General features: G+C 67.7%; 19 protein-coding genes. 10 read left to right on the top strand and 9 right to left on the bottom strand.

What is annotated here, in order from left to right; translation table 11 throughout:
* Positions 1-23: 23 nt before the first annotated feature.
* From J5T34_RS17190 to ligD, 3 genes are all read right to left on the bottom strand, one after another.
* Positions 24-2,219: a hybrid sensor histidine kinase/response regulator gene (locus J5T34_RS17190; RefSeq protein WP_208581113.1), complete on the bottom strand. Its 2,196-nt coding sequence runs from the start codon at positions 2,217-2,219 to the stop codon at positions 24-26.
* Positions 2,220-2,392: 173 nt separating this feature from the next.
* Entirely contained in the window at positions 2,393-2,743 is a 351-nt protein-coding gene (locus tag J5T34_RS17195; protein ID WP_208581115.1) for a hypothetical protein, read from the bottom strand.
* A gap of 171 nt (positions 2,744-2,914) precedes the next feature.
* Positions 2,915-5,824, bottom strand: a complete 2,910-nt coding sequence (gene ligD / locus J5T34_RS17200; protein WP_208581117.1) for a DNA ligase D — start codon at positions 5,822-5,824, stop codon at positions 2,915-2,917.
* A 682-nt stretch (positions 5,825-6,506) separates the two neighbouring features.
* On the opposite strand from ligD, the gene J5T34_RS17205 reads away from it, so the two are divergent.
* On the top strand, positions 6,507-6,899 hold the full coding sequence (locus tag J5T34_RS17205; RefSeq protein WP_208581119.1) for an endonuclease: 393 nt from the start codon (positions 6,507-6,509) through the stop codon (positions 6,897-6,899).
* Between the two features lie 116 nt (positions 6,900-7,015).
* Here J5T34_RS17205 and J5T34_RS17210 read toward each other — a convergent pair whose 3' ends face one another.
* Both J5T34_RS17210 and J5T34_RS17215 read right to left on the bottom strand, forming a co-directional pair.
* Positions 7,016-7,228: a hypothetical protein gene (locus J5T34_RS17210; RefSeq protein WP_208581121.1), complete on the bottom strand. Its 213-nt coding sequence runs from the start codon at positions 7,226-7,228 to the stop codon at positions 7,016-7,018.
* A 372-nt stretch (positions 7,229-7,600) separates the two neighbouring features.
* Complete coding sequence (locus J5T34_RS17215) at positions 7,601-8,047, bottom strand: hypothetical protein (protein WP_208581123.1); 447 nt, start codon at positions 8,045-8,047, stop codon at positions 7,601-7,603.
* A gap of 182 nt (positions 8,048-8,229) precedes the next feature.
* On the opposite strand from J5T34_RS17215, the gene J5T34_RS17220 reads away from it, so the two are divergent.
* Complete coding sequence (locus tag J5T34_RS17220) at positions 8,230-8,577, top strand: hypothetical protein (RefSeq protein WP_208581125.1); 348 nt, start codon at positions 8,230-8,232, stop codon at positions 8,575-8,577.
* Between the two features lie 64 nt (positions 8,578-8,641).
* Here the strand turns inward: J5T34_RS17220 and J5T34_RS17225 are convergent, their stop codons facing one another.
* Entirely contained in the window at positions 8,642-9,247 is a 606-nt protein-coding gene (locus J5T34_RS17225; RefSeq protein ID WP_208581127.1) for a phospholipase D family protein, read from the bottom strand.
* 242 nt (positions 9,248-9,489) lie between these two features.
* Between J5T34_RS17225 and J5T34_RS17230 the strand changes: the two genes are divergently transcribed.
* The 6 genes from J5T34_RS17230 to J5T34_RS17255 all read left to right on the top strand — a co-directional run bounded on the left by J5T34_RS17230 (position 9,490) and on the right by J5T34_RS17255 (position 14,781).
* Positions 9,490-9,696, top strand: coding sequence for a dodecin (locus J5T34_RS17230; RefSeq protein ID WP_174106435.1), 207 nt, complete (start codon positions 9,490-9,492; stop codon positions 9,694-9,696).
* A gap of 362 nt (positions 9,697-10,058) precedes the next feature.
* Positions 10,059-10,757 carry a 3-oxoacid CoA-transferase subunit A gene (locus J5T34_RS17235; RefSeq protein WP_208581128.1) on the top strand — a complete coding sequence of 233 codons (699 nt, stop codon included), beginning with the start codon at positions 10,059-10,061 and terminating at the stop codon, positions 10,755-10,757.
* A gap of 34 nt (positions 10,758-10,791) precedes the next feature.
* The gene (locus J5T34_RS17240) at positions 10,792-11,439 is read left to right on the top strand and encodes a CoA transferase subunit B (protein ID WP_149320197.1); all 648 of its coding nucleotides are present in this window, start codon (positions 10,792-10,794) and stop codon (positions 11,437-11,439) included.
* 75 nt (positions 11,440-11,514) lie between these two features.
* Positions 11,515-12,717, top strand: a complete 1,203-nt coding sequence (gene pcaF, locus J5T34_RS17245; protein WP_208581130.1) for a 3-oxoadipyl-CoA thiolase — start codon at positions 11,515-11,517, stop codon at positions 12,715-12,717.
* A 258-nt stretch (positions 12,718-12,975) separates the two neighbouring features.
* Positions 12,976-13,707 (top strand): SDR family NAD(P)-dependent oxidoreductase, encoded by a 732-nt coding sequence (locus J5T34_RS17250; RefSeq protein WP_149320200.1) that lies wholly within the window; start codon positions 12,976-12,978, stop codon positions 13,705-13,707.
* 66 nt (positions 13,708-13,773) lie between these two features.
* The gene (locus J5T34_RS17255) at positions 13,774-14,781 is read left to right on the top strand and encodes a Bug family tripartite tricarboxylate transporter substrate binding protein (protein ID WP_174106431.1); all 1,008 of its coding nucleotides are present in this window, start codon (positions 13,774-13,776) and stop codon (positions 14,779-14,781) included.
* A 231-nt stretch (positions 14,782-15,012) separates the two neighbouring features.
* Here the strand turns inward: J5T34_RS17255 and J5T34_RS17260 are convergent, their stop codons facing one another.
* Positions 15,013-15,240: a hypothetical protein gene (locus J5T34_RS17260; RefSeq protein WP_208581132.1), complete on the bottom strand. Its 228-nt coding sequence runs from the start codon at positions 15,238-15,240 to the stop codon at positions 15,013-15,015.
* Between the two features lie 227 nt (positions 15,241-15,467).
* Here J5T34_RS17260 and J5T34_RS17265 point away from each other — a divergent pair, with 227 nt between their 5' ends.
* Entirely contained in the window at positions 15,468-16,031 is a 564-nt protein-coding gene (locus J5T34_RS17265; protein WP_208581134.1) for a PadR family transcriptional regulator, read from the top strand.
* Positions 16,032-16,039: 8 nt separating this feature from the next.
* Here the strand turns inward: J5T34_RS17265 and J5T34_RS17270 are convergent, their stop codons facing one another.
* Together J5T34_RS17270 and J5T34_RS17275 are read right to left on the bottom strand one after the other, a co-directional pair.
* On the bottom strand, positions 16,040-16,243 hold the full coding sequence (locus J5T34_RS17270) for a hypothetical protein (RefSeq protein ID WP_208581136.1): 204 nt from the start codon (positions 16,241-16,243) through the stop codon (positions 16,040-16,042).
* A gap of 279 nt (positions 16,244-16,522) precedes the next feature.
* Positions 16,523-17,512: an NAD(P)H-dependent flavin oxidoreductase gene (locus J5T34_RS17275; RefSeq protein ID WP_208581138.1), complete on the bottom strand. Its 990-nt coding sequence runs from the start codon at positions 17,510-17,512 to the stop codon at positions 16,523-16,525.
* Between the two features lie 254 nt (positions 17,513-17,766).
* Here J5T34_RS17275 and J5T34_RS17280 point away from each other — a divergent pair, with 254 nt between their 5' ends.
* Positions 17,767-18,786, top strand: a complete 1,020-nt coding sequence (locus J5T34_RS17280; protein WP_208581140.1) for a tyrosine-type recombinase/integrase — start codon at positions 17,767-17,769, stop codon at positions 18,784-18,786.
* The last annotated feature ends 1 nt before the right edge of the window (position 18,787 follow it).

Below are 18,787 nucleotides of genomic sequence, written 5' to 3' on the forward strand. Positions count from 1 at the left end.
ACTCGCTTGTCGGACGCGTGCCCTTACGCGCGCTGCGGCGGGGGCGGCGGCACGTCGCCCGGCGGCGGGTCGATCACCGGCTCATGCGGATCGATCGGCGGCACCTCGGGTTCGGGGGTGGTCGGCGGCTGGTCCGGGTTCTGGTCCGGTTCTGGGGTGGTATGCATCCTTTTCTCCATCGAAGCGTGCGAACTGGCCGAGCTCGCATTGGCGGGATGCCCCAGCGGCGAATGCAGGGGCGGCGGCGAGCCGGCGCTGGCATGGCCATCGGCGCGGCACTCGTCGAGCAGGCGCGACAGCACCTCCAGATCGACCGGCTTGGTCAGATGGTCGTCGAAGCCGGCCGCCTGCGTGCGCTGCTTGTCGCCCGGCTGGCCGTAACCGGTGAGCGCCACCACCTTCATCGCCTGCAGCTCCGGTATCGCGCGCAGACGCTGCGCGATCTCGAAGCCGTCCATGCCGGGCATGCCCAGATCGAGCAGCACCAGTTCGGGTTTGTACTTGACCGCGCGCACGATCGCGGCGGCGCCGTCCAGCGCGGTAATCACGGTATGGCCCAGCGCTTCGAGCGTCATCGCCATCGCCTCGAGCGCGTCGACGTTGTCGTCGACCACCATCACGGTGCGCGGCTTGCCGGCCGGTGCCTGCCGTCCGCCCAGCGTCGGCTGCCAGCTGCGCCACGGCTGCATCGGCAATTGCACGATAAAGCTGCTGCCATGGCCGGGGCCATTGCTCTGCACCGACAGCCGGCCGCCATGCATGCTGACCAGCCGATGCACCAGCGATAGCCCGATGCCGGGGCCATTGCCGCCGGCCACGGCGATATTGCCGTTGGCGCCGTCGTGCTCGAAGGTCTCGCGCAGGCCCTGCAGCCGTTCGGGGGACAGCCCGGTGCCGTTGTCGGTGATCCGGATGGTCACCGTGCCCTGGTCGGCCTGGGCCTCGATCGATAGCAGTCCATCGGGCGGCGTGTATTTGGCCGCGTTGTTCAGCAGGTTGCCGAAGATCTGCGTCAGGCGTACCAGGTCGCCGCGCACCGGCATCGGCCCCTCGGGCACCGACAGGCGCAGCTGATGATTGCGCGACTCGATCAGCGGACGGACGGTTTCCACCGCGGTGTTCAGCGCCGAGCGCAGCTCGACCAGATCGTCGCGCAGCGTGATGGTGCCGCGCGTGAAGCGCGAGATATCGAGCAGATCGTCGACCAGCCGGGTCAGGTGGTAAAGCTGGCGGGCGATGATGTCGCGCGCCTTGAAGCTGTCCTCGCGCGACGGCGCGCAGTGCATCAGCAGATCGGCCGCGCTGCGCATCGGCGCCAGCGGGTTGCGCAGTTCGTGCACCAGCATCGCCAGGAAATCGTCCTTGCGGCGTTCTTCCTCGCGCAGCATCTTTTCGGCGCGCTTCTGCTGCGTGATGTCCTCGCAGACGCCGACCACGCGGTAGAACTCGCCGCTGGCGTTGTTGACGGGGAAGGCGCGTGCACGCACGTCGCGTGTCTGGCCGTCGGCGTGGATCAGCGCGAATTCAAGATCCATATGGCCGTCGTGCAGCATCGCATCGCAGGCGGCCCGCACGCGTTCGCGGTCGGACTCGGCGACCCAGCCGAAGCAGGTGTCGCCGTGCTGGTGCAATGCTTCCACCGGGCGGCCGGTCAGCGTGACGAAGGCGGGGCCGACGAACAGGAACTTGCGCTCCTTCGGGTCGAAGATCCACAGCACGTCGGACAGGTTGTCGGCCAGCTGGCGGAACAGGAATTCGTTGTCGCGCAGCGCCTGCGAGGTCCGGTGGTAAGCCTCCTCGGCCCGCCGCAGACGCAGCAGCGCCTTGACGCTGGACACCAGTTCTTCGGGCTCGACCGGTTCCACCAGATAGCTGTCGGCGCCGTGGTCCAGCGCCTCGACCCGGTAGCGCGGATCGCTGGCCGAGCCGGACGTATGCAGGATCAGCGTGCGGCAGCTTTGCGGGTCGTCCTTGATGATGCGGCAGACGTCGAGCCCGTCGATGTCCGGCAGCTTCAGGTCCAGCAGCACCAGGTCCGGCGCATAGCGGCGCACCAGCGACAGCGCCGACTCCCCGGTCGACGCTTCCAGCACGGCATAGCCCGCACGCCGCAGGATGCGGCCCTTGATGTAGCGCGAGCCCTCGTTGTCGTCGACCACCAGCACCAGCGGCCGGTTGTCGCGGGAATCGGACGATGTTCTTGTTTCGATCGGACTCATGCTGTCCTCGCCATGGGCAGGCACGCGATGCGGACAGGGGGCGGCAGGTCGGTTTTTGCGTTCGGCGCGACCCCGCTGCCGACGCGGTTTGTAATAATTACCAATCTAGCTCTCCAACGCTTGTAGTTGATGCAAAGCCACTTTTGGGCGGAAATCCGCCCGACGAAGTGGCTTCAGCGACGCTGTGCCTGGCCGGAGTGGGCTTCCGCGCTCGGCGCGGTGCCGCCATGCGGACCGCTCGGCCGAACCTCGGCCGCCTTCTGCGACACCTCGCTGGGCGGCGTGGTGCCGGAGGGCTGCGCGCCCTTGCCGAAACGGGCGGCGATCTGGTCCTGCACGCGTGCCAGCGCGTCGGCCTGCTGTTTGGCGACTTCGGCCTCCTTGGCCTTGCGTTCGTCGGCCGCGCGCTGCTGGTCGGCGCTGGGGGCCGGCAGGCGGGCCTGGGCGGGCGCCCAGACGAGCGCCGTCATCAGCGCCAGGGCGGCATAGTGGGCAATGCGGATCGTGGTCCGAGGGGTTGTCATGGTGGCTCCCGGTTCGTGCTTGCGTCGTCGTTTCGTCACGCGTCCGTCGCCGGAAGGCGCGGACGCATGTGTCCGAAGTGGCAAGAACCATGCCCTCGTTTGTCCGACACGGATCGGCCGCATGGTGCTCGGCCGAGGCAGCACGGCGGCGGACGCGCCGGGCCGGTGGCTTCAGCCGTCGCCGAGGCGCCGGATCGCCGCGGTCAGCGTCTGCCGGGTGCTGCCGTAATCGGCCCAGGGGTCGGCGTGCTCGGTTTCTTCGATGCGCGGCAGGGCATTGGCGATGGTCCACTGCGCGCCCGAGCGCAGCGATGGCAGTTCGTCCCAGCTGCAGGGAATCGACACGCCCAGACCCGGCCGCGCCCGCGCCGAGAAGGCGGCCACGGTGGTGGCGCCGCGCCCGTTGCGCAGGTAGTCGATGAAAATTTTGCCGACGCGGTTGCGTGGACCGCTCTTGGAGACGAAGCGTTGCGGGATGGTCTTCGCCATATGGACGACCAGCGCCTGCGCAAAGTCCTTGACCTCGTCCCAGCCGAGCCGGCGTGCGATCGGCACCACCACGTGCAGCCCCTTGCCGCCGCTGGTCTTCAGAAAGGCCGTCAGCCCGAGTTCGTCGAGCATGCCCTTGGTCAGCGCGGCGGCCTCGACCACATGCTTCCATGGCACGCCTTCGCCGGGGTCCAGATCGAAGATCACGCGATCGGGCTTTTCGATCTGGCGCTTGTCGGCGTTCCAGGTGTGGAACTCGATCACGTTGAGCTGCGCCGCGGCGACGATGCCCGTTTCGCTGGCGACCTCGATCATCGGCGGATGGCCCGGCCATAGCGACGGGTCGAGCCGGTTGACGCCGGCGATATTGAAGGTCTCCGCATGCTTCTGGAAAAACAGTTCGCCGCCGACGCCGGAGGGGCCGCGCAGCACCGCCAGCGGGCGGCCGCGCAGTTCGGGCAGCATGCGCGGCGCGACCGCCTCGTAGTAGCGCACCAGATCGCCCTTGGTCGCGCCGGTCGACGGATCGATGACGCGGTCGGCATGGCTGACGCGGACGTTGCCGATCTGCTCGCGGCCGGATGCGGCTTTGGTGGCTTTGGTTTTCGCGGCCGGCTTGGCTGCCGGCGACGCGTCGGCTGCATCCGCCTTGTCGGCGTTGCCGGTTGTCCTGCCCGACCTGGCCGGTTTGTCGTCGCCTTTGCCTCCGGCCTTTTGCGATTTCGCCTGGCTGGCGCTCTTTCCTGGCGCGGGCATCGCCTTCTCCTTGCCGATCGCGCTGGCGCTCTTGTCCGACCGCAGGCCATGGAACACCGCATGGCGGATCAGACCGTCGCGGGTCCACGAGCCGAACGAGACCTCGGCGACCGCCTTGGGCCGTACCCAAACGCCTTTGACCCCCTTGGCGATCGCCGGCATCTTGTCGAACGGCGAGGCATCGGTGCGCAGGGCGTCGAGCTTGGCCCGAATCGTATCGAGCGTCTGCGTATCGAAGCCGGTGCCGACCTTGCCGGCATAGACCAGCCGGCCCGACTCGTCGTGAATGCCCAGCAGCAGCGCGCCGAGGCCGTTGCGCGTGCCCTTGGGCTCGGTAAAGCCGCCGATCACGAACTCCTGCCGCTCGCTGCATTTGAGCTTGATCCAGCCAGGCGAGCGGGCCGAGACATACGGCGCATCGATGCGCTTGCCGATCAGCCCCTCGAGCCGAAGCCGGCAGGCCGCGCTGAGGATTTCCTCCGGTCCCGCTTCGAAGCTCTCGCTGAAGCGCAGATGCGCCGACACATTGTGTTCTTCGAACACCCGGCGCAGCAGGTCGCGACGCTCGATCAGCGCGGCCTGCCGCAGATCGTGTCCGGCGAAGTAGGGCAGGTCGAAGACGAAGTACTGGATGGCGTCGGTGCGGTCGCTGTCGAAGGCATTCTGCAGCGACTGAAAGTCGGTGCTGCCATCCTTGTCGACGATGACGATTTCGCCGTCGAGCCAGGCAGACGGCAGATTCAGCGTGCCCAGCTCCCGCGCCAGCGTCTTGAGCCTGGAGGTCCAGTCGTGGCCGTTGCGCGTGAACAGCTTGACGTCGCCATCCTCGATGCGGGCCAGCACGCGGTAGCCGTCGAACTTGACCTCGTAGACCCAGTTCTGCGCATCGGCGGGCGGCCCTTGCACCAGCGTTGCCAACTGGGGCGACAGCGTCAGCGGCAGCGCGGCGCGGCGCGCGCCGTCCGGCAGCTTGATGGCGCTGGCCGCCGGCTGTTTCCTGCCGGCGGGCTTTTTAGCCGAGGCGGCCTTCGTGGCCGCCTTCGTCGCGGCCTTCGTGGCGCTCTTCGTTGCTGTCCTCTTCGATGCCTTGGGCGCCATGCTGCCATCGGCGGCGAGCGCACCGCCGCCGAGCACGCTGTCCGGCATCGCTTCGGTGATGTCGAACTCGGCCGCCGGCCGGGCCGCGTCGTCCCGCTCCTTGATCAGCAGCCACGGCTCCTGCCGCTCGTCACGGCCGCGCATGCGCACCAGCGTCCAGGCGCCATGGAGTTTCTCGCCATGCAGTTCGAACTTGAGCTTGCCGTCGCGATAGCCCTCGCGCGGATCGCCGATCGGCACCCAGGTACCGCGGTCCCAGACAATCACCGTGCCGGCGCCGTACTGCTTTTCGGGGATCACGCCTTCGAAGCTTGCATACTCCAGCGGGTGGTCCTCGACATGGACGCTCATCCGTTTGTCGGCCGGATCCAGGCTCGGACCCTTCGGAATGGCCCAGCTCTTCAACGTGCCGTCGAGCTCGAGGCGGAAATCGTAATGCAGGCGGCGCGCCGCGTGTTTCTGCACGACAAAGGACAGCGCTTCGCTGGGGGCCGCGGCCGCGCGTTTGCGTGCCGTTCTGCCGGCCGGTTCCGCCGTCGTGCCGAAGTCGCGCATGGTGCGATAGCGCTGCAGCGGGTCGGGGTTCGCGCCGCGGGCCGCGCTCGGTGCGCCGGGACGCGCGGCGCGCGAACGTGTGCTCGCACGCTTTGCCGCCCCTGCCGCTGGCGGCGGGTTGTCTTTGCCGGTCCGCCTGGTTGCGGCCTTTGCCGGCTGCTTCGCTGCTCGCTTTGTCGCCATTGCGGCCGCTCCTCGATCGGGACACGCGGAATTGCGTGGCCGTGGTCCTGCGCCGGAGCGCGGCACCTTCATTCGCTGTCATGACGCGCTGTCATGACACGCGGTGATTTCGCGCTGTCACTTTGCGTTGTCACTTTGTGTTGTCACTTCGCTTATAGGCAATCGCAATGCGGCGATCCATCGGCCACCGTCCTACATCCGACAACGGCGCCGAACGATCGGCCGATATGTCGCGATCGCGGTGGGCCATTGCCGCCGTCTTTCGATGCCACGGGACACGCTGCCGGTTATGCGCGCTGCCGCACAGACAACGCCGTGCACATCCTGCATGGCCGAGTAAAAAGTACGAGGCCGACGCATGGCGCGGCGGTGCAGGACGGTGTGCCCACGTCTCGCCGCAGCCGCAACGTCGGCGGACGCCGCGAACCCTTGCCTCACCGTGGCCCGCGGTCGAGCACGCAGATCCGGCCGGCAAGGCGTCGTGTTTCTGGCATGCGTTTCGCGTGATCGGCACCGTAGGCCGGGTCCTGCGCGGGGGCATCGTCGTGCCGGCGCTTAACGGGCCGCCGCGACGCGGTGACCGGCAGGGCCTGTTCACGAACCCGGCCTTGCATCGTCGTCAGCGTGCCGCACTAGCGGGCGCCGTCGCGGCATGCATAGGCCAGTCTCAGGAGTGAATAACATGGCGAAACACCACCTCGTACGCACCGCCCTCGCCGCGCTGGCGTTGACCGGTTCCTGCGTGGCACTGGCACAGGTGCCGGGCGACCGCGGCGCCGCCACGGGCACCGCGCCGGGCACTGCGCCGCCGGGACAATACGATCCGGCGAATCCGGCCGCGGCTGGCACGCGCGATCCGTACAGCAGCGGCGCACGCGTCGGCGACAAGTTCGATCCGTACACGCAGGGCACCAATCAGCCGACGCAGCAGTATCTGGCGCCGGCGGGCACGCAGCCGATGCCGATGAGCGGCAGCTACGACGCCCGCATGGAGAACCACGACACGCACTATCACGATCTGTCGACGCTGGGGTCGCGCGTCGGCAAGCGCAGCCAGTTCCTCGACGGAGGCTGATCGACAGGCTGCATTGAATTCGATACCGGGGACAGCCAGGAGCGCGACGGGTCAGGCCCGTCGCGCTCTTGTCGTTTCAGCGAGGTCGTCGTCGCGGTGGCATCGGAGGAAGCGGTCTATCGCCATGGCGGAAACACGTACCACGAGCCGTCGCGATGCCGGAAGAACACGATCGACAACCGTTTGCCCGCGCGCTCGAAGCCGATGCACGCATACGGCACGCGTCGGCTGCCGGTATGGCCGAAACGCGTGACACGGCACGGGTGACTGCCGGACAGCGGCAGCCATTTCTGCGCGGCCTCGCGCAGGGATGTCGTCTTGCCTTGCATCGTTCGCTCCCCTGATATGGAAAACGCGATGCCGCGCTCGTTCATTGCGGCGAGGCGGCGCCATTCTCGCGTCCTTGCTTGCAGCGTAGCGGTGCGGGGGCACCGCACGCGTCGGCTTGGCGCCCGGCCTGGCCTCGGCATTCGGCGGATTGCGTTGTCAGCGAATGACCACAGCCACGGCGACAGGGTGGCGATTTTTCACGCTTCGTAAGAAGGGAACGGGAGGGACAAGAAAAAGGGGCGCACACGCGCCCCCTAACCGGCTGACAGACCTTGTCGTCCCCGCGGCTGCGGGGCCCCAGTGCTTTTGCAAGCGCTGGGATTCCCGCGTTGGCGGGGCTGGCATCCCCGGTGTCAGCCGATGGTTGGCATTTACCGCTCGCGGTTCTGGCCCGACTGGCCGCCTTGCGACGACTGCTGGCCAGGCTGCCCGCTGGTGCCGGACTGCTGTTGCTGCTGGCCGCCGCCACTCTGGCCGCCCATGCCGCCTTGCTGGCCGCTCTGCTTGCCGCCTTGCTGCGACTGACCGCCCTGGCCGCCCTGGCCCATGCCGCCTTGCTGACCGCTCTGGCCGCCGCCTTGCTGCGGCTGGCCGGCCGTGCCGCCCATGCCGCCTTCGGTCTGGCCCATGCCGCCCTGCTGGCCGCTCTGGCGACCGCCTTGCTGTTGCTGACCGCCCTGGCCGCCTTGGCCCATGCCGCCCTGCTGGCCGGTCTGGCCGCCGCTTTGCTGATGCTGCTGAGACGATTGGCCACCCTGGCCCATGCCACCCTTTTCGGTGCCGCCTTGCTGCGCCTGCGGTTGCTGTTGCTGTTTCATTGCTGGTCTCCATCAGCGGCGAAATGCCGCGCCTTGGTGCCGTGCAATGGGCGTGCCACCGCGCCGCAGCATGAATGCGTATCGCGTCGGTTTGGCACGGCGGGCGCGGGTATGACGTTTGCGTGTCTTCACAGGTCCGCATTCGCGCGCCGCATGGCGCGCCATCATCATCGGAGGACCGCATGACGAAGCAACCCACGCATCCGGAACGCGAACCGCAGCCAGCCCAGGCAGCAGGGCGGCCACAAGGCGAAACGATACGCGACAGTACCGCCCAGGGGGCCAGCGAAGGTCCGGGGCCGCTGGCCGACAAGTCGCGGCCGGACCCGGGCACGCTGCCGCAGAAGGGCGGCGGCGAACCGATGCCCCGCCTGCCGCACGAGCGTGACGAATCGCATCAAAGCCAGCACACCGGCAGCCGGCCGGTGGGCCGGCAGGCCGCGAGCGATATCGAACGCGGGCTCGAGGAAACCGATCTGTACGGCTCGCGCGGACGCCGCGGCGGCGCGGCCTCCGAGGACAACGATTGATCGTGGCGCGGCGGCCGGAATGGCGGCCTCGCTGGACAGCCTCGCTGGCCGCCCGCTCGACGATTCAGTACGGCAGCGAAAGCCGATGCCGGCTCTGCCAGTTGTCGACGTAGCGCTTGACCAGGCGCGCATCGCCGCGAATCAGGATGCCGTTCTCGGTGTTGCGCTCTTCGGCCGATTTGGTGAAGTTGAACGAGCCGGTGAACACCGCCTCGCCGTCGAAGATCATCACCTTGTTGTGTGCGATGGCGGGGCGCGAGTCGATCACCACCTCGATGCCCTGGTGCTTCAGGAAGGTGGCGCTGGTATAGCGCTCCGACACCTGGCTCTTGTCGAGGATCACCCGCACATCGACGCCACGCTTGCGCGCCTGCATCAGCGCCTCGGCGATCGGCTTGCTGGTGAACGAGTAGGCCTGCACCAGCACGCTGCGCCGCGCGCTGCGGATCGCGTCGACCAGCATGGCCTGACAGCTCTCGCCATCGGGCGTGAAACACAACGCGTAGCTGGCGCCGTCGGCGAAGCTGCGCGCGCCGTCGGCAAGCGCCATCGGCGATTCGCCGCTGCGGGGAAGGCTGCGCGCCGAGGCGGGCGCGAGGAACGAAGAGGACAGCAGAACGGACAACAGGGCGCCGGCGACGATGGCGGGCGCGCGAAATACCAATGACATGAGACAGCGTGAATGCGTTGCCGCGGAGCGCGCCGCTCGCGGCAAACGGTAGCCAATCGGAAAACGATTCGAAATAGAAACGTTGCGAAGGCGGGGAAGTTAGCAGCGGGAGGACGCAAAGGCAAGGCGGGTGGAACGGGGCACCACCGCTGCCTATGATGAAACTCGCGTCGGTGCACGCGGCCGACCGTTTATCCGATCTGCGGTGCCAGGACCCTGGTGCCCAACCCTGGAGGCAAGCGATGTCCAATCACACCTACAAGCTCGTCGAAATCGTGGGCACCTCGCCCGACGGCACCGACGCCGCGATCCGCAGCGCGCTGACCAAGGCGTCGGAGACCATCAAGAACATGGACTGGTTCGAGGTGGTCGAAATGCGCGGTCATATCGTCAATGGCCAGATCGCGCATTACCAGGTCACGTTGAAGGTCGGTTTCCGCGTCGAGTAGGCGCGAAACACGAAGCCGCTGGTCCCCGCGTCCGCGGGGACGACATCAACCGCGTTCCCGGCGCTTCAGCCTGCCGCACCCCCGCGGCACCCCTGCCTTGACCCCGCAACAACAGAGGTGTAACCTCTGCGTTCAGTGTTCATTCTGCGAATTGAAGTTCGTATAGCGAACGCAAGCGACAACAAGAGTCCGCGCGACGGACCATGGTTTGACTGCTAGGGCTTTTATGGGCGCGCCAACGCGGCGCGCCCAGAACCAACGCCAGGCAGACCCCTCCGGAGACGACGCTTCCAGCGGCCGCCCAACACCATCGGGCGGCGGGCTCCGGCCGGTCCGGCCAGGCCATTTCGACTGGAACGCAATTGATCAACAAGCTCTTCGACTCGGTGGAATCGGCGGTGGCCGATATCCATGACGGCGCGACCATCATGATCGGCGGCTTCGGCCTGGCCGGCATGCCGGCGCAACTGATCGATGCGCTGATCGCCCAGGGTGCGCGCGATCTGACCATCGTGAACAACAACGCAGGCAACGGCGAAACCGGCCTGGCCGCGCTGCTCAAGGCCAAGCGCGTGCGCAAGATCATCTGCTCGTTCCCGCGCCAGGTCGATTCCTACGTGTTCGATTCGCTGTACCACGCCGGCCAGATCGAGCTGGAGCTGGTGCCGCAGGGCAACCTCGCCGAGCGCATCCGCGCCGCCGGCGCCGGCATCGGCGGCTTCTTCACCCGCACCGCCTACGGCACGCCGCTGGCCGAGGGCAAGGAAACCCGCATCATCGACGGCCAGGGCTATGTGTTCGAAACCCCGATCCACGCCGACTTCGCGCTGATCAAGGCGGACACCGCCGACCGCTGGGGCAACCTGACCTATCGCAAGACCGCGCGCAACTTCGGCCCGATCATGGCGATGGCCGCCAAATGCGCGATCGTGCAGGTCAGCCGCGTGGTCGAACTGGGCGAACTGGACCCCGAGCACATCGTGACGCCGAGCCTGTTCGTCAAGCGCGTCGTCAAGGTCGACGCCGATGCCGCTGCCGCCAGCGCGGCCAATGCCGCCTGACGCGCGGACAACCAGCATCGAAGAGAGAATCGATATGCAACGCCTGACCCGCGATCAGATGGCCGCCCGCGTGGCCCGAGACATTCCCGACGGTGCCGTCGTCAACCTCGGCATCGGCCTGCCCACCCTGGTCGGCAACCACCTGCCGGCCGACCGCGAAATCCTGCTGCACAGCGAAAACGGCCTGCTCGGCATGGGTCCTGCGCCCGCGCCCGGCGAGGAAGACGGCGACCTGATCAACGCCGGCAAGCAGCCGGTCACCATCAAGCCCGGCGCCTCGTATTTCCATCACGCCGATTCGTTCGCGATGATGCGCGGCGGCCATCTGGACTACTGCGTGCTGGGCGCCTTCCAGGTGTCGGCAACCGGCGATCTGGCCAACTGGCACACCGGCGCGCCGGGTGCGATCCCGGCCGTTGGCGGCGCGATGGATCTGGCGATCGGTGCCAAGCAGGTGTTCGTCATGATGGAGCACCTGACCAAGCAGGGCGAGAGCAAGATCGTGCCCGAATGCACGTATCCTCTGACCGGCATCGGCTGCGTGACGCGCATCTACACCGATCTGGCCACCATCGACGTGACCCCCGACGGCCTGGTCGCGCGCGACCTGGTCGAAGGCCTGTCGTTCGACGAACTGCAGCGCCTGACCGGCGTGCCGCTGAAGCAGGCGCAGCCCGCTTGATGCCCAGCCCGATGGCCGCGGATCGCGTTCGGCGATACCGCTGCCGCCACCACTGAAACCAAGGACGAGACAACCATGACCGAAGCCTTTATCTGCGACGCGATCCGCACCCCCATCGGCCGCTACGGCGGCAGCCTGTCCGCGGTGCGCGCGGACGACCTGGGCGCGGTACCGCTGAAGGCGCTGATGGCGCGCCATCCGAACCTCGACTGGAGCGCCATCGACGACGTGATCTACGGCAACGCCAACCAGGCCGGCGAAGACAACCGCAACGTCGCGCGCATGTCGCTGCTGCTGGCCGGCCTGCCGCAGAGCGTGCCGGGCGCCACCATCAACCGCCTGTGCGGCTCGGGCATGGACGCGACCGGTACCGCCGCGCGCGCGATCCGCGCCGGCGAAGCCGGCCTGATGATCGCCGGCGGCGTGGAAAGCATGAGCCGCGCGCCGTTCGTGATGGGCAAGGCCACCAGCGCGTTCTCGCGCGATGCGCAGATCTTCGACACCACCATCGGCTGGCGCTTCATCAATCCGGCGATGCGCGCGGCCTACGGCGTGGACTCGATGCCCGAGACCGCCGAGAACGTCGCCACCGACTACAAGATCAGCCGCGAAGATCAGGACCTGATGGCGCTGCGCAGCCAGGAAAAGGCCTCGCGCGCGCAGGCCGACGGCACGCTGGCGCAGGAAATCACGCCGGTGACGATTCCCCAGAAGAAGGGCGATCCGATCGTCGTCGAGCGCGACGAGCATCCGCGCGCGACCAGCATGGAAGCGCTGGCCAGGCTCAAGGGCGTGGTGCGCCCGGACGGCACCGTGACCGCCGGCAACGCATCGGGCGTCAATGACGGCGCCTGCGCGCTGCTGCTCGCCAGCGAAGCCGCCGCGCGCCAGCACGGCCTGACGCCGAAGGCCCGCATCGTCGGCATGGCCACCGCCGGCGTGGCGCCGCGCGTGATGGGCATCGGACCGGCGCCGGCCACGCAGAAGCTGCTCAAGCAGCTGGGCATGACGATGGACCAGATCGACGTGATCGAGCTGAACGAAGCGTTTGCCGCGCAGGGTCTGGCGGTGCTGCGCGAGCTCGGCGTCGCCGACGACGATGCGCGCGTCAACCCGAATGGCGGCGCGATCGCGCTGGGCCACCCGCTCGGCATGAGCGGCGCGCGTCTGGTCACCACCGCGATGTACCAGCTGCATCGCACCGGCGGCCGCTTCGCGCTGTGCACGATGTGCATCGGCGTGGGCCAGGGTATCGCGATGGTGATCGAGCGCGTCTGAACGCGCGCGCACCCGCTCTGTCCTCAAGTTTGCGACGCGCCTGCCGTTGATGATGGCGGGCGCCGACGCTCAGCGCTGCTTTTGAATGATCCCAACGCAGTTGGTGCGGCAGGGGCCGACTGGCTCGCCGGTCCCGCCGCACGTTTTCTCTGCGCCCGGCATTCGATGCGGTCGTCGCCAGGTTGGCGGCGAGTGGTTGCCTGAGTTGTTGCATGAATTTTTGCCAGTACCGGTTCCACACCGGCATGGAGTAATCGGATGTCCCTTCCCGTTGCCACGCTTGTCACCGGTGCCAGTTCCGGCATCGGCCGCGCCATCAGCGAGATGCTGCTGGCCGATGGCGTGACCCGCGTCGTCAATGTCGACTATGCCGCTCCGGGCTGGTCGCATCCCAACATGACCTTCTTCCAGGCGGACCTGACCGACGCCGCGGCAACGCGTGCGGCGGCTGCCGAGGTGACGTCGCGTTTCGCCATCACGCGCCTGGTCAACAACGCCGGCGCGACGCGCCCCGGCACCGCGGATACCGCGACCGTCGAGGATCTCGATTACGTGGTGGGCCTGCATCTGCAGGCGAGCCTGCTGCTGACGCAGGCGTGCCTGCCGGCGATGCGCGCCGCGGGCTTCGGCCGCATCGTCAACATGGCGTCGCGCGCGGCACTGGGCAAGCCCGAGCGTGTGGTGTATTCCGCCACCAAGGCCGGCATGGTCGGCATGACGCGCACGCTGGCGATGGAGCTCGGCGGCGACGGCATCACCGTCAATGCAGTCGCGCCCGGCCCGATCGCCACCGAACTGTTCCGCCGCAGCAACCCCGAAGGCAGCGAACAAACGAAGCGCATCCTGGCCAGCATCGCGGTCAAGCGCATGGGCACCCCCGAGGATGTGGCCCGCGCCACGCTGTTCTTTCTCTCTCCCGAAAACGGTTTCGTCACCGGACAGGTGCTGTACGTCTGTGGCGGTACCACGCTGGGCGTCGCACCGGTCTAGGCGCGGCCCCTATTACAAGTCGTGGCCCGCATGGACGGCCACCGAGGAAACTCCCTGGAGCATACGATGAAGTTCAACTCGCAACCGTCGCAGGCGCGCCGCCGCCTGCTGGCCGCCGGCGTCGCGCTGGCTGGCACCTTCGCCGGCGTGTCCGGCGCTGCGTTCGCGCAGGACGCCTATCCGACCAAGCCGATCACGATGATCGTGCCGTTCTCGGCCGGCGGCACCACCGACATCCTGGCCCGCATCGTCGGCCTGCAGCTGGGCAAGGCGCTCGGCCAGCCGGTGGTGATCGAAAACCGTCCGGGTGCGGGCGGCAATATCGGCGCCTCGCTCGCCGCCAAGGCGCAGGGCGACGGCTACACGCTGTTCATGGGCACCATCGGTACCCACGCGATCAACCAGTCGCTGTACTCGAAGCTGCCGTACGACCCGGTCAAGGACTTCGCGCCGATCACCCGTGTCGCGATGGTGCCGAACCTGGTGGTGGTCAACCCCAACGTGCCGGCCAAGAGCGTCAAGGAGCTGATCGCCTACGTGAAGGCGAACCCGAACAAGATCAGCTATGGCTCGTCGGGCAACGGCTCGTCGATGCACCTGTCGGGCGAACTGTTCAATTCGATGACCGGCCTGAACATCCAGCACGTGCCGTACAAGGGCAGCGCCCCGGCGGTCAACGACCTGCTGGGCAACCAGATCGGCCTGATGTTCGACAACCTGCCGTCGTCGTACCAGCACGTGAAGGCCGGCAAGCTGCGCCCGCTGGCTGTCACCTCGGCCAAGCGCTCGCCGGCGCTGCCGGACGTGCCGACCGTCGCCGAAGCCGGCGTGCCGGGCTATGAAGCGACCTCGTGGTTTGCGCTGTATGCCACCGGCGGCACGCCCAAGCCCATCGTCGATCGCCTGAACGCCGAAGTGGTCAAGATCCTGGCCATGCCGGACGTGCAGAAGCAGATGGCGGGTCAGGGCGCCGAACCCCATCCCGAGAAGCCGGAGCAACTGGCGGCGTTCATGAAGACCGAAGCGGCCAAGTGGGCGAAGGTCGTCAAGGCTTCGGGCGCGACCGTGGACTGATAGCGCCCCGGCGAGCACCATGTCGTTCCCGCGAAGGCGGGACGACAAGGTCCATCGGCGGAATGAGCCGGCCTGCGGGCCGGTTTTTTCTTTTGTCGGCCGGCAAAAAAAAGCTCGCGACTGGCAGCGAGCTCGAGTTCCGGCCCACCCGGGCTGGAGGAGACATCGTCGTCTGCCCAGGCAGCGTGGTCGCCCGGGCGGCGGGCATCGGGGTTGGCGGTGGGCCTCGCCTCAGTTCAGGCTGACCTTGACCACCTGTTCCTCGACGCCGACAAAGCGGACCAGCTGGCGCAGCCCGCTGGGATACTCCTTGATGTGGTGCCCCACCGGGGTATCCGGCAGGCGGTAATAGATGGCGCTGGACTGGGCGCCGGCGGCGGTCCGGCCTTCCGCGGCGGAGGGGCCGTCGCCTTCCCAGGGGATATCGCGCTCCTCGGCGAGATCGTGCGGTCCGGGCATGGCGGCTGTTCCTGATCGATGCAACTTTGTCTCCAATGTATTGCAGCGCCCGCCGATTTGCTATTTCGCCTTTTTTAATTCTGGCCTAGCCACCGGCTCGATTCGTCATATTGCGAGCAATAGGGTGCAAGACCCAGCCGATGGCTTCGGCGCCGCTCCCATGCGCTACCATTGGCGCTTTGCGCGCACTTGCGCCGCGCGCTTTTCCGCTCCCCCTCATCGCCCGCATGTCGATCCAGCACGCCCTTCTGACCTCGTTGATGGAGAAGCCCTCGTCGGGCTACGAACTCGCGCGTCGCTTCGACAAGTCGATCGGCTATTTCTGGCATGCCACGCACCAGCAGATCTATCGGGAACTGGGCCGCATGGCCGAACGCGGCTGGATCGCCGCGCAGGACGACGAAGGCGATGCCCGCAGCCGCAAGAAGGTCTATCGCGTGCTGCCGGCGGGGCGGGAGGAACTGGTGCGCTGGGTGTTGTCGCCGACGGCGGGGCTGGACCAGCGCGACGAGATCCTGGTCAAGCTGCGCGCCGACGCAGTGGCCGGCCCGCTCGGACTGGGCGACGAGATGCGGCGCATGATCGCGCTGCACGAGGAGCGGCTGGCCACCTATCGCGCGATCGAGCAGCGCGATTTCACCGGCCCGCAACCGGACCGCGCGCAACAGCTGCGGCACGCGCTGCTGCGGCGCGGGATCCGTTACGAAGAGGACTGGGTGGCGTGGGGGATGGCGGTGTTGCCGTTGTTGGAGCCGGAAGGCGGTAGAGAGAGCGGCCCCCAGCGGCCGTGAAACGCTTACTAACGCTTCTTCCCTGGAGGGTTTTCAAGCTCTCCGGGCGCCCCGAATTCGCTGCCCACAGGGGGATTCCATTCGATGGTCGGGTCGATTTCCTGCTCTTTCTGGAGACCAGCGATGAATTCGTCCAGGCAGAAGGCGGGACTCGCACATCGCTTCAGCGACCGCGTGACATCTTTTTGTTTCGGCTCGGCGGATTTGGCCATGACTTCTCCTGTGCGGGTTGGCTCTGCCGGCGCAGAGAGCGCCCGATTCTGCATGTCATCTCGAAACTGGCTTCTGTTTTCCGCTTCGCAGTCATACGAACCTAAAAGATCCCGCTGAGAATCACGCCTGTCCGCTGACAAATTCCAACGACGATCATGTCGTTCGCGCAGAGAAGCGGGAATGCAGCGCCCGGGAAAAACCACTGGGTTCCTGCATTCGCGCGAACGACAACATTTGTCAGCGAAACCTGGCGCGGTACGCGCCCCTTCGCAACACCTTTACACCAGGTCCCGCACCCCCACCCCGGCGCCGGCCTCCGCCAGCCCAAGCCGGCGGCGGGCCAGCGCGTATTCCTCGGCGAAGCGGTCCACCAGATCGGCGGCAGGCACCACGCGCTTGATCGCGCCGACGCCCTGGCCGGCGCCCCAGATGTCCTTCCACGGTTTGACGCGGTTGGAGCCGAAATTCATCGCGGTCGGATCCGAGGCCGGCAGGGCTTCCGGATCGAGGCCGGCGTTGACGATGCTCTGGCGCAGGTAGTTGCCGTGCACGCCGGTGAACAGGTTCGAATAGACGATATCGCCGGCGGTGCTGTCCACGATCATCTGCTTGTAGGCCGGCTGGGCATTCGCCTCCTCGGTGGCGATGAAGGCCGAGCCGATGTACGCGAGGTCCGCGCCCGCGGCCTGTGCAGCCAGGATGCCGTTGCCGCTGGCGATGGCGCCCGACAGCAGCAGCGGGCCGTCGAACCACTCGCGGATTTCGTGCAGCAGCGCGAATGGCGACTGCGTGCCGGCATGGCCGCCAGCGCCGGCAGCGACCGCGATCAGGCCGTCCGCGCCCTTGTCGATCGCCTTGTGGGCGAACGTGTTGTTGATGATGTCGTGCAGCACGATGCCGCCGTACGAGTGCACCGCCTGGTTGACCTCGACGCGCGCGCCCAGCGAGGTGATCACGATCGGCACCTTGTAGCGGACGCACAGTTCCAGGTCGTGTTCGAGCCGGTCGTTCGACTTGTGCACGATCTGATTGACGGCGAACGGCGCCGAGGGGCGGTCCGGGTGTTTGGCATCGTGCTCGGCCAGCTCCGTGGTGATGCGGTCCAGCCATTCCTCCAGCAGCGAGGCGGGCCGTGCGTTGAGCGCCGGGAAGGAGCCGACCACGCCGGCCTTGCACTGCGCGATCACCAGATCGGGATTGGAGATGATGAACAGCGGCGAGCACACCACCGGCAGACGCAGGCGTTGCAGGAGCGGGGGAAGGGACATGGCGGCCTCGGTTCGAAAGTGGTTGGGATGGATGACGTCAACGGCTGACTTCAATGTCGGACTGCGTATGCAACCAGTTGCATAGTGAGACGAAAGTTAGCACGGCCTCCGCAGGCTTTCAATAGCCGTTCCCGTTGCGACTGCGTGCTGCGACGCTTCCGCCGGGCGATTACCGTACGGTGCCCCGCACCCGCGCCGGCGGCCTGCGGTGGCGCCTTGTCTACAATGTGCCCAACGAATCAGCAGGAGTGCAGGTGAGCAAGGATTCTCGACCGGCAGCCGCCGCGGGCCGCGATCTGTTCGAAGGCAATCTGGCCGATTGGCACGCCGATCCCGAGCGGGCCTTCGACAGCTGGCTGGCCGTGCATGGCTTCGGTCACGGCACCGCCGTGGTCTACCGCGCGATGTGGGGCAAGCTGCTGCGCTGGTCGCGCGAGCATGGCGTCGCGCCGCTGTCGTGGTCGGCGGGGCAGATCGGCGATTTTCTGGATGCCGAGGGCTTGCACAAGCGCCATCGCTATCGCTATACGCGGCTGATCGAGCGCGTCTTTCATTACCTGTCGCTGCAGCAGGCGGGCCTGCACAACCCTGGCAGCCAGGCGGTGCGCGCGCATCTGGCTGACGGCGATAACGATCCGACGCCCTTTCTGCTGCCCGCCGAGCGCGAGGCCGTGGTAGCGCGGGTGCTGGAGCCGGTCACGCTGCCGGACCCGGATGTCACGCCGAGCCCGACCGCCTGGAAGCGTTCGCGCGATATCGCCGTGGTCGCGGCGATGCTGGGCGCCGGCCTCAAGGTGGGCGAGGTGCGCGCGCTGCGGCTCGACAATGTCGCGGCCGACGCCAGCGAGCTGCGGCTGACCCGGACCGACAACGGCCGCAGCTACCGCGCGCCGGTATTCGACTTCGCGCGGCGGCCGTTGCTGGCCTGGCTGGCGGTACGCGCGGCGGGCGGCGCCCTGGGCACCCTGGTGTTCCCGGCGCAGCCGGCGGGACGGCCGCTGCACGCCGCCTCGCTGTATCGCCGGGTCGAGCAGTTGCTGGACGAGGCCGGCGTGCTGGCCGGGCGCACGGAGCGCGCCTCGCCGCAGACGCTGCGCAATACCTATGGCGCGCTGCACTTCGAAGCCGGCGCCGAGCCGGCGGCCGTGGCGCAGTATCTGGGCATGCGCGATCTGGAATCCGGCTGGCGGCTGCATGCCGCCTATACGGCCTGGCAGGCCCGCAGCGGCCAGCTTGCCGCCGCCGGGGTCGATGCCGCGGCCGGGTTACCATAAC

It is taken from the genome of Cupriavidus gilardii, from assembly GCF_017598945.1.
Lineage (GTDB): Bacteria > Pseudomonadota > Gammaproteobacteria > Burkholderiales > Burkholderiaceae > Cupriavidus > Cupriavidus gilardii_E.

What these genes read in the sequence shown, in the direction of transcription:
- J5T34_RS17190 (WP_208581113.1), bottom strand. Translation starts at nt 2,219, where the DNA reads ATGAGTCCGATCGAAACAAGAACATCGTCCGATTCCCGCGACAACCGG.
- J5T34_RS17195 (WP_208581115.1), bottom strand. Translation starts at nt 2,743, where the DNA reads ATGACAACCCCTCGGACCACGATCCGCATTGCCCACTATGCCGCCCTG.
- ligD (WP_208581117.1), bottom strand. Translation starts at nt 5,824, where the DNA reads ATGGCGACAAAGCGAGCAGCGAAGCAGCCGGCAAAGGCCGCAACCAGG.
- J5T34_RS17205 (WP_208581119.1), top strand. Translation starts at nt 6,507, where the DNA reads ATGGCGAAACACCACCTCGTACGCACCGCCCTCGCCGCGCTGGCGTTG.
- J5T34_RS17210 (WP_208581121.1), bottom strand. Translation starts at nt 7,228, where the DNA reads ATGCAAGGCAAGACGACATCCCTGCGCGAGGCCGCGCAGAAATGGCTG.
- J5T34_RS17215 (WP_208581123.1), bottom strand. Translation starts at nt 8,047, where the DNA reads ATGAAACAGCAACAGCAACCGCAGGCGCAGCAAGGCGGCACCGAAAAG.
- J5T34_RS17220 (WP_208581125.1), top strand. Translation starts at nt 8,230, where the DNA reads ATGACGAAGCAACCCACGCATCCGGAACGCGAACCGCAGCCAGCCCAG.
- J5T34_RS17225 (WP_208581127.1), bottom strand. Translation starts at nt 9,247, where the DNA reads ATGTCATTGGTATTTCGCGCGCCCGCCATCGTCGCCGGCGCCCTGTTG.
- J5T34_RS17230 (WP_174106435.1), top strand. Translation starts at nt 9,490, where the DNA reads ATGTCCAATCACACCTACAAGCTCGTCGAAATCGTGGGCACCTCGCCC.
- J5T34_RS17240 (WP_149320197.1), top strand. Translation starts at nt 10,792, where the DNA reads ATGCAACGCCTGACCCGCGATCAGATGGCCGCCCGCGTGGCCCGAGAC.
- pcaF (WP_208581130.1), top strand. Translation starts at nt 11,515, where the DNA reads ATGACCGAAGCCTTTATCTGCGACGCGATCCGCACCCCCATCGGCCGC.
- J5T34_RS17250 (WP_149320200.1), top strand. Translation starts at nt 12,976, where the DNA reads ATGTCCCTTCCCGTTGCCACGCTTGTCACCGGTGCCAGTTCCGGCATC.
- J5T34_RS17255 (WP_174106431.1), top strand. Translation starts at nt 13,774, where the DNA reads ATGAAGTTCAACTCGCAACCGTCGCAGGCGCGCCGCCGCCTGCTGGCC.
- J5T34_RS17260 (WP_208581132.1), bottom strand. Translation starts at nt 15,240, where the DNA reads ATGCCCGGACCGCACGATCTCGCCGAGGAGCGCGATATCCCCTGGGAA.
- J5T34_RS17265 (WP_208581134.1), top strand. Translation starts at nt 15,468, where the DNA reads ATGTCGATCCAGCACGCCCTTCTGACCTCGTTGATGGAGAAGCCCTCG.
- J5T34_RS17270 (WP_208581136.1), bottom strand. Translation starts at nt 16,243, where the DNA reads ATGGCCAAATCCGCCGAGCCGAAACAAAAAGATGTCACGCGGTCGCTG.
- J5T34_RS17275 (WP_208581138.1), bottom strand. Translation starts at nt 17,512, where the DNA reads ATGTCCCTTCCCCCGCTCCTGCAACGCCTGCGTCTGCCGGTGGTGTGC.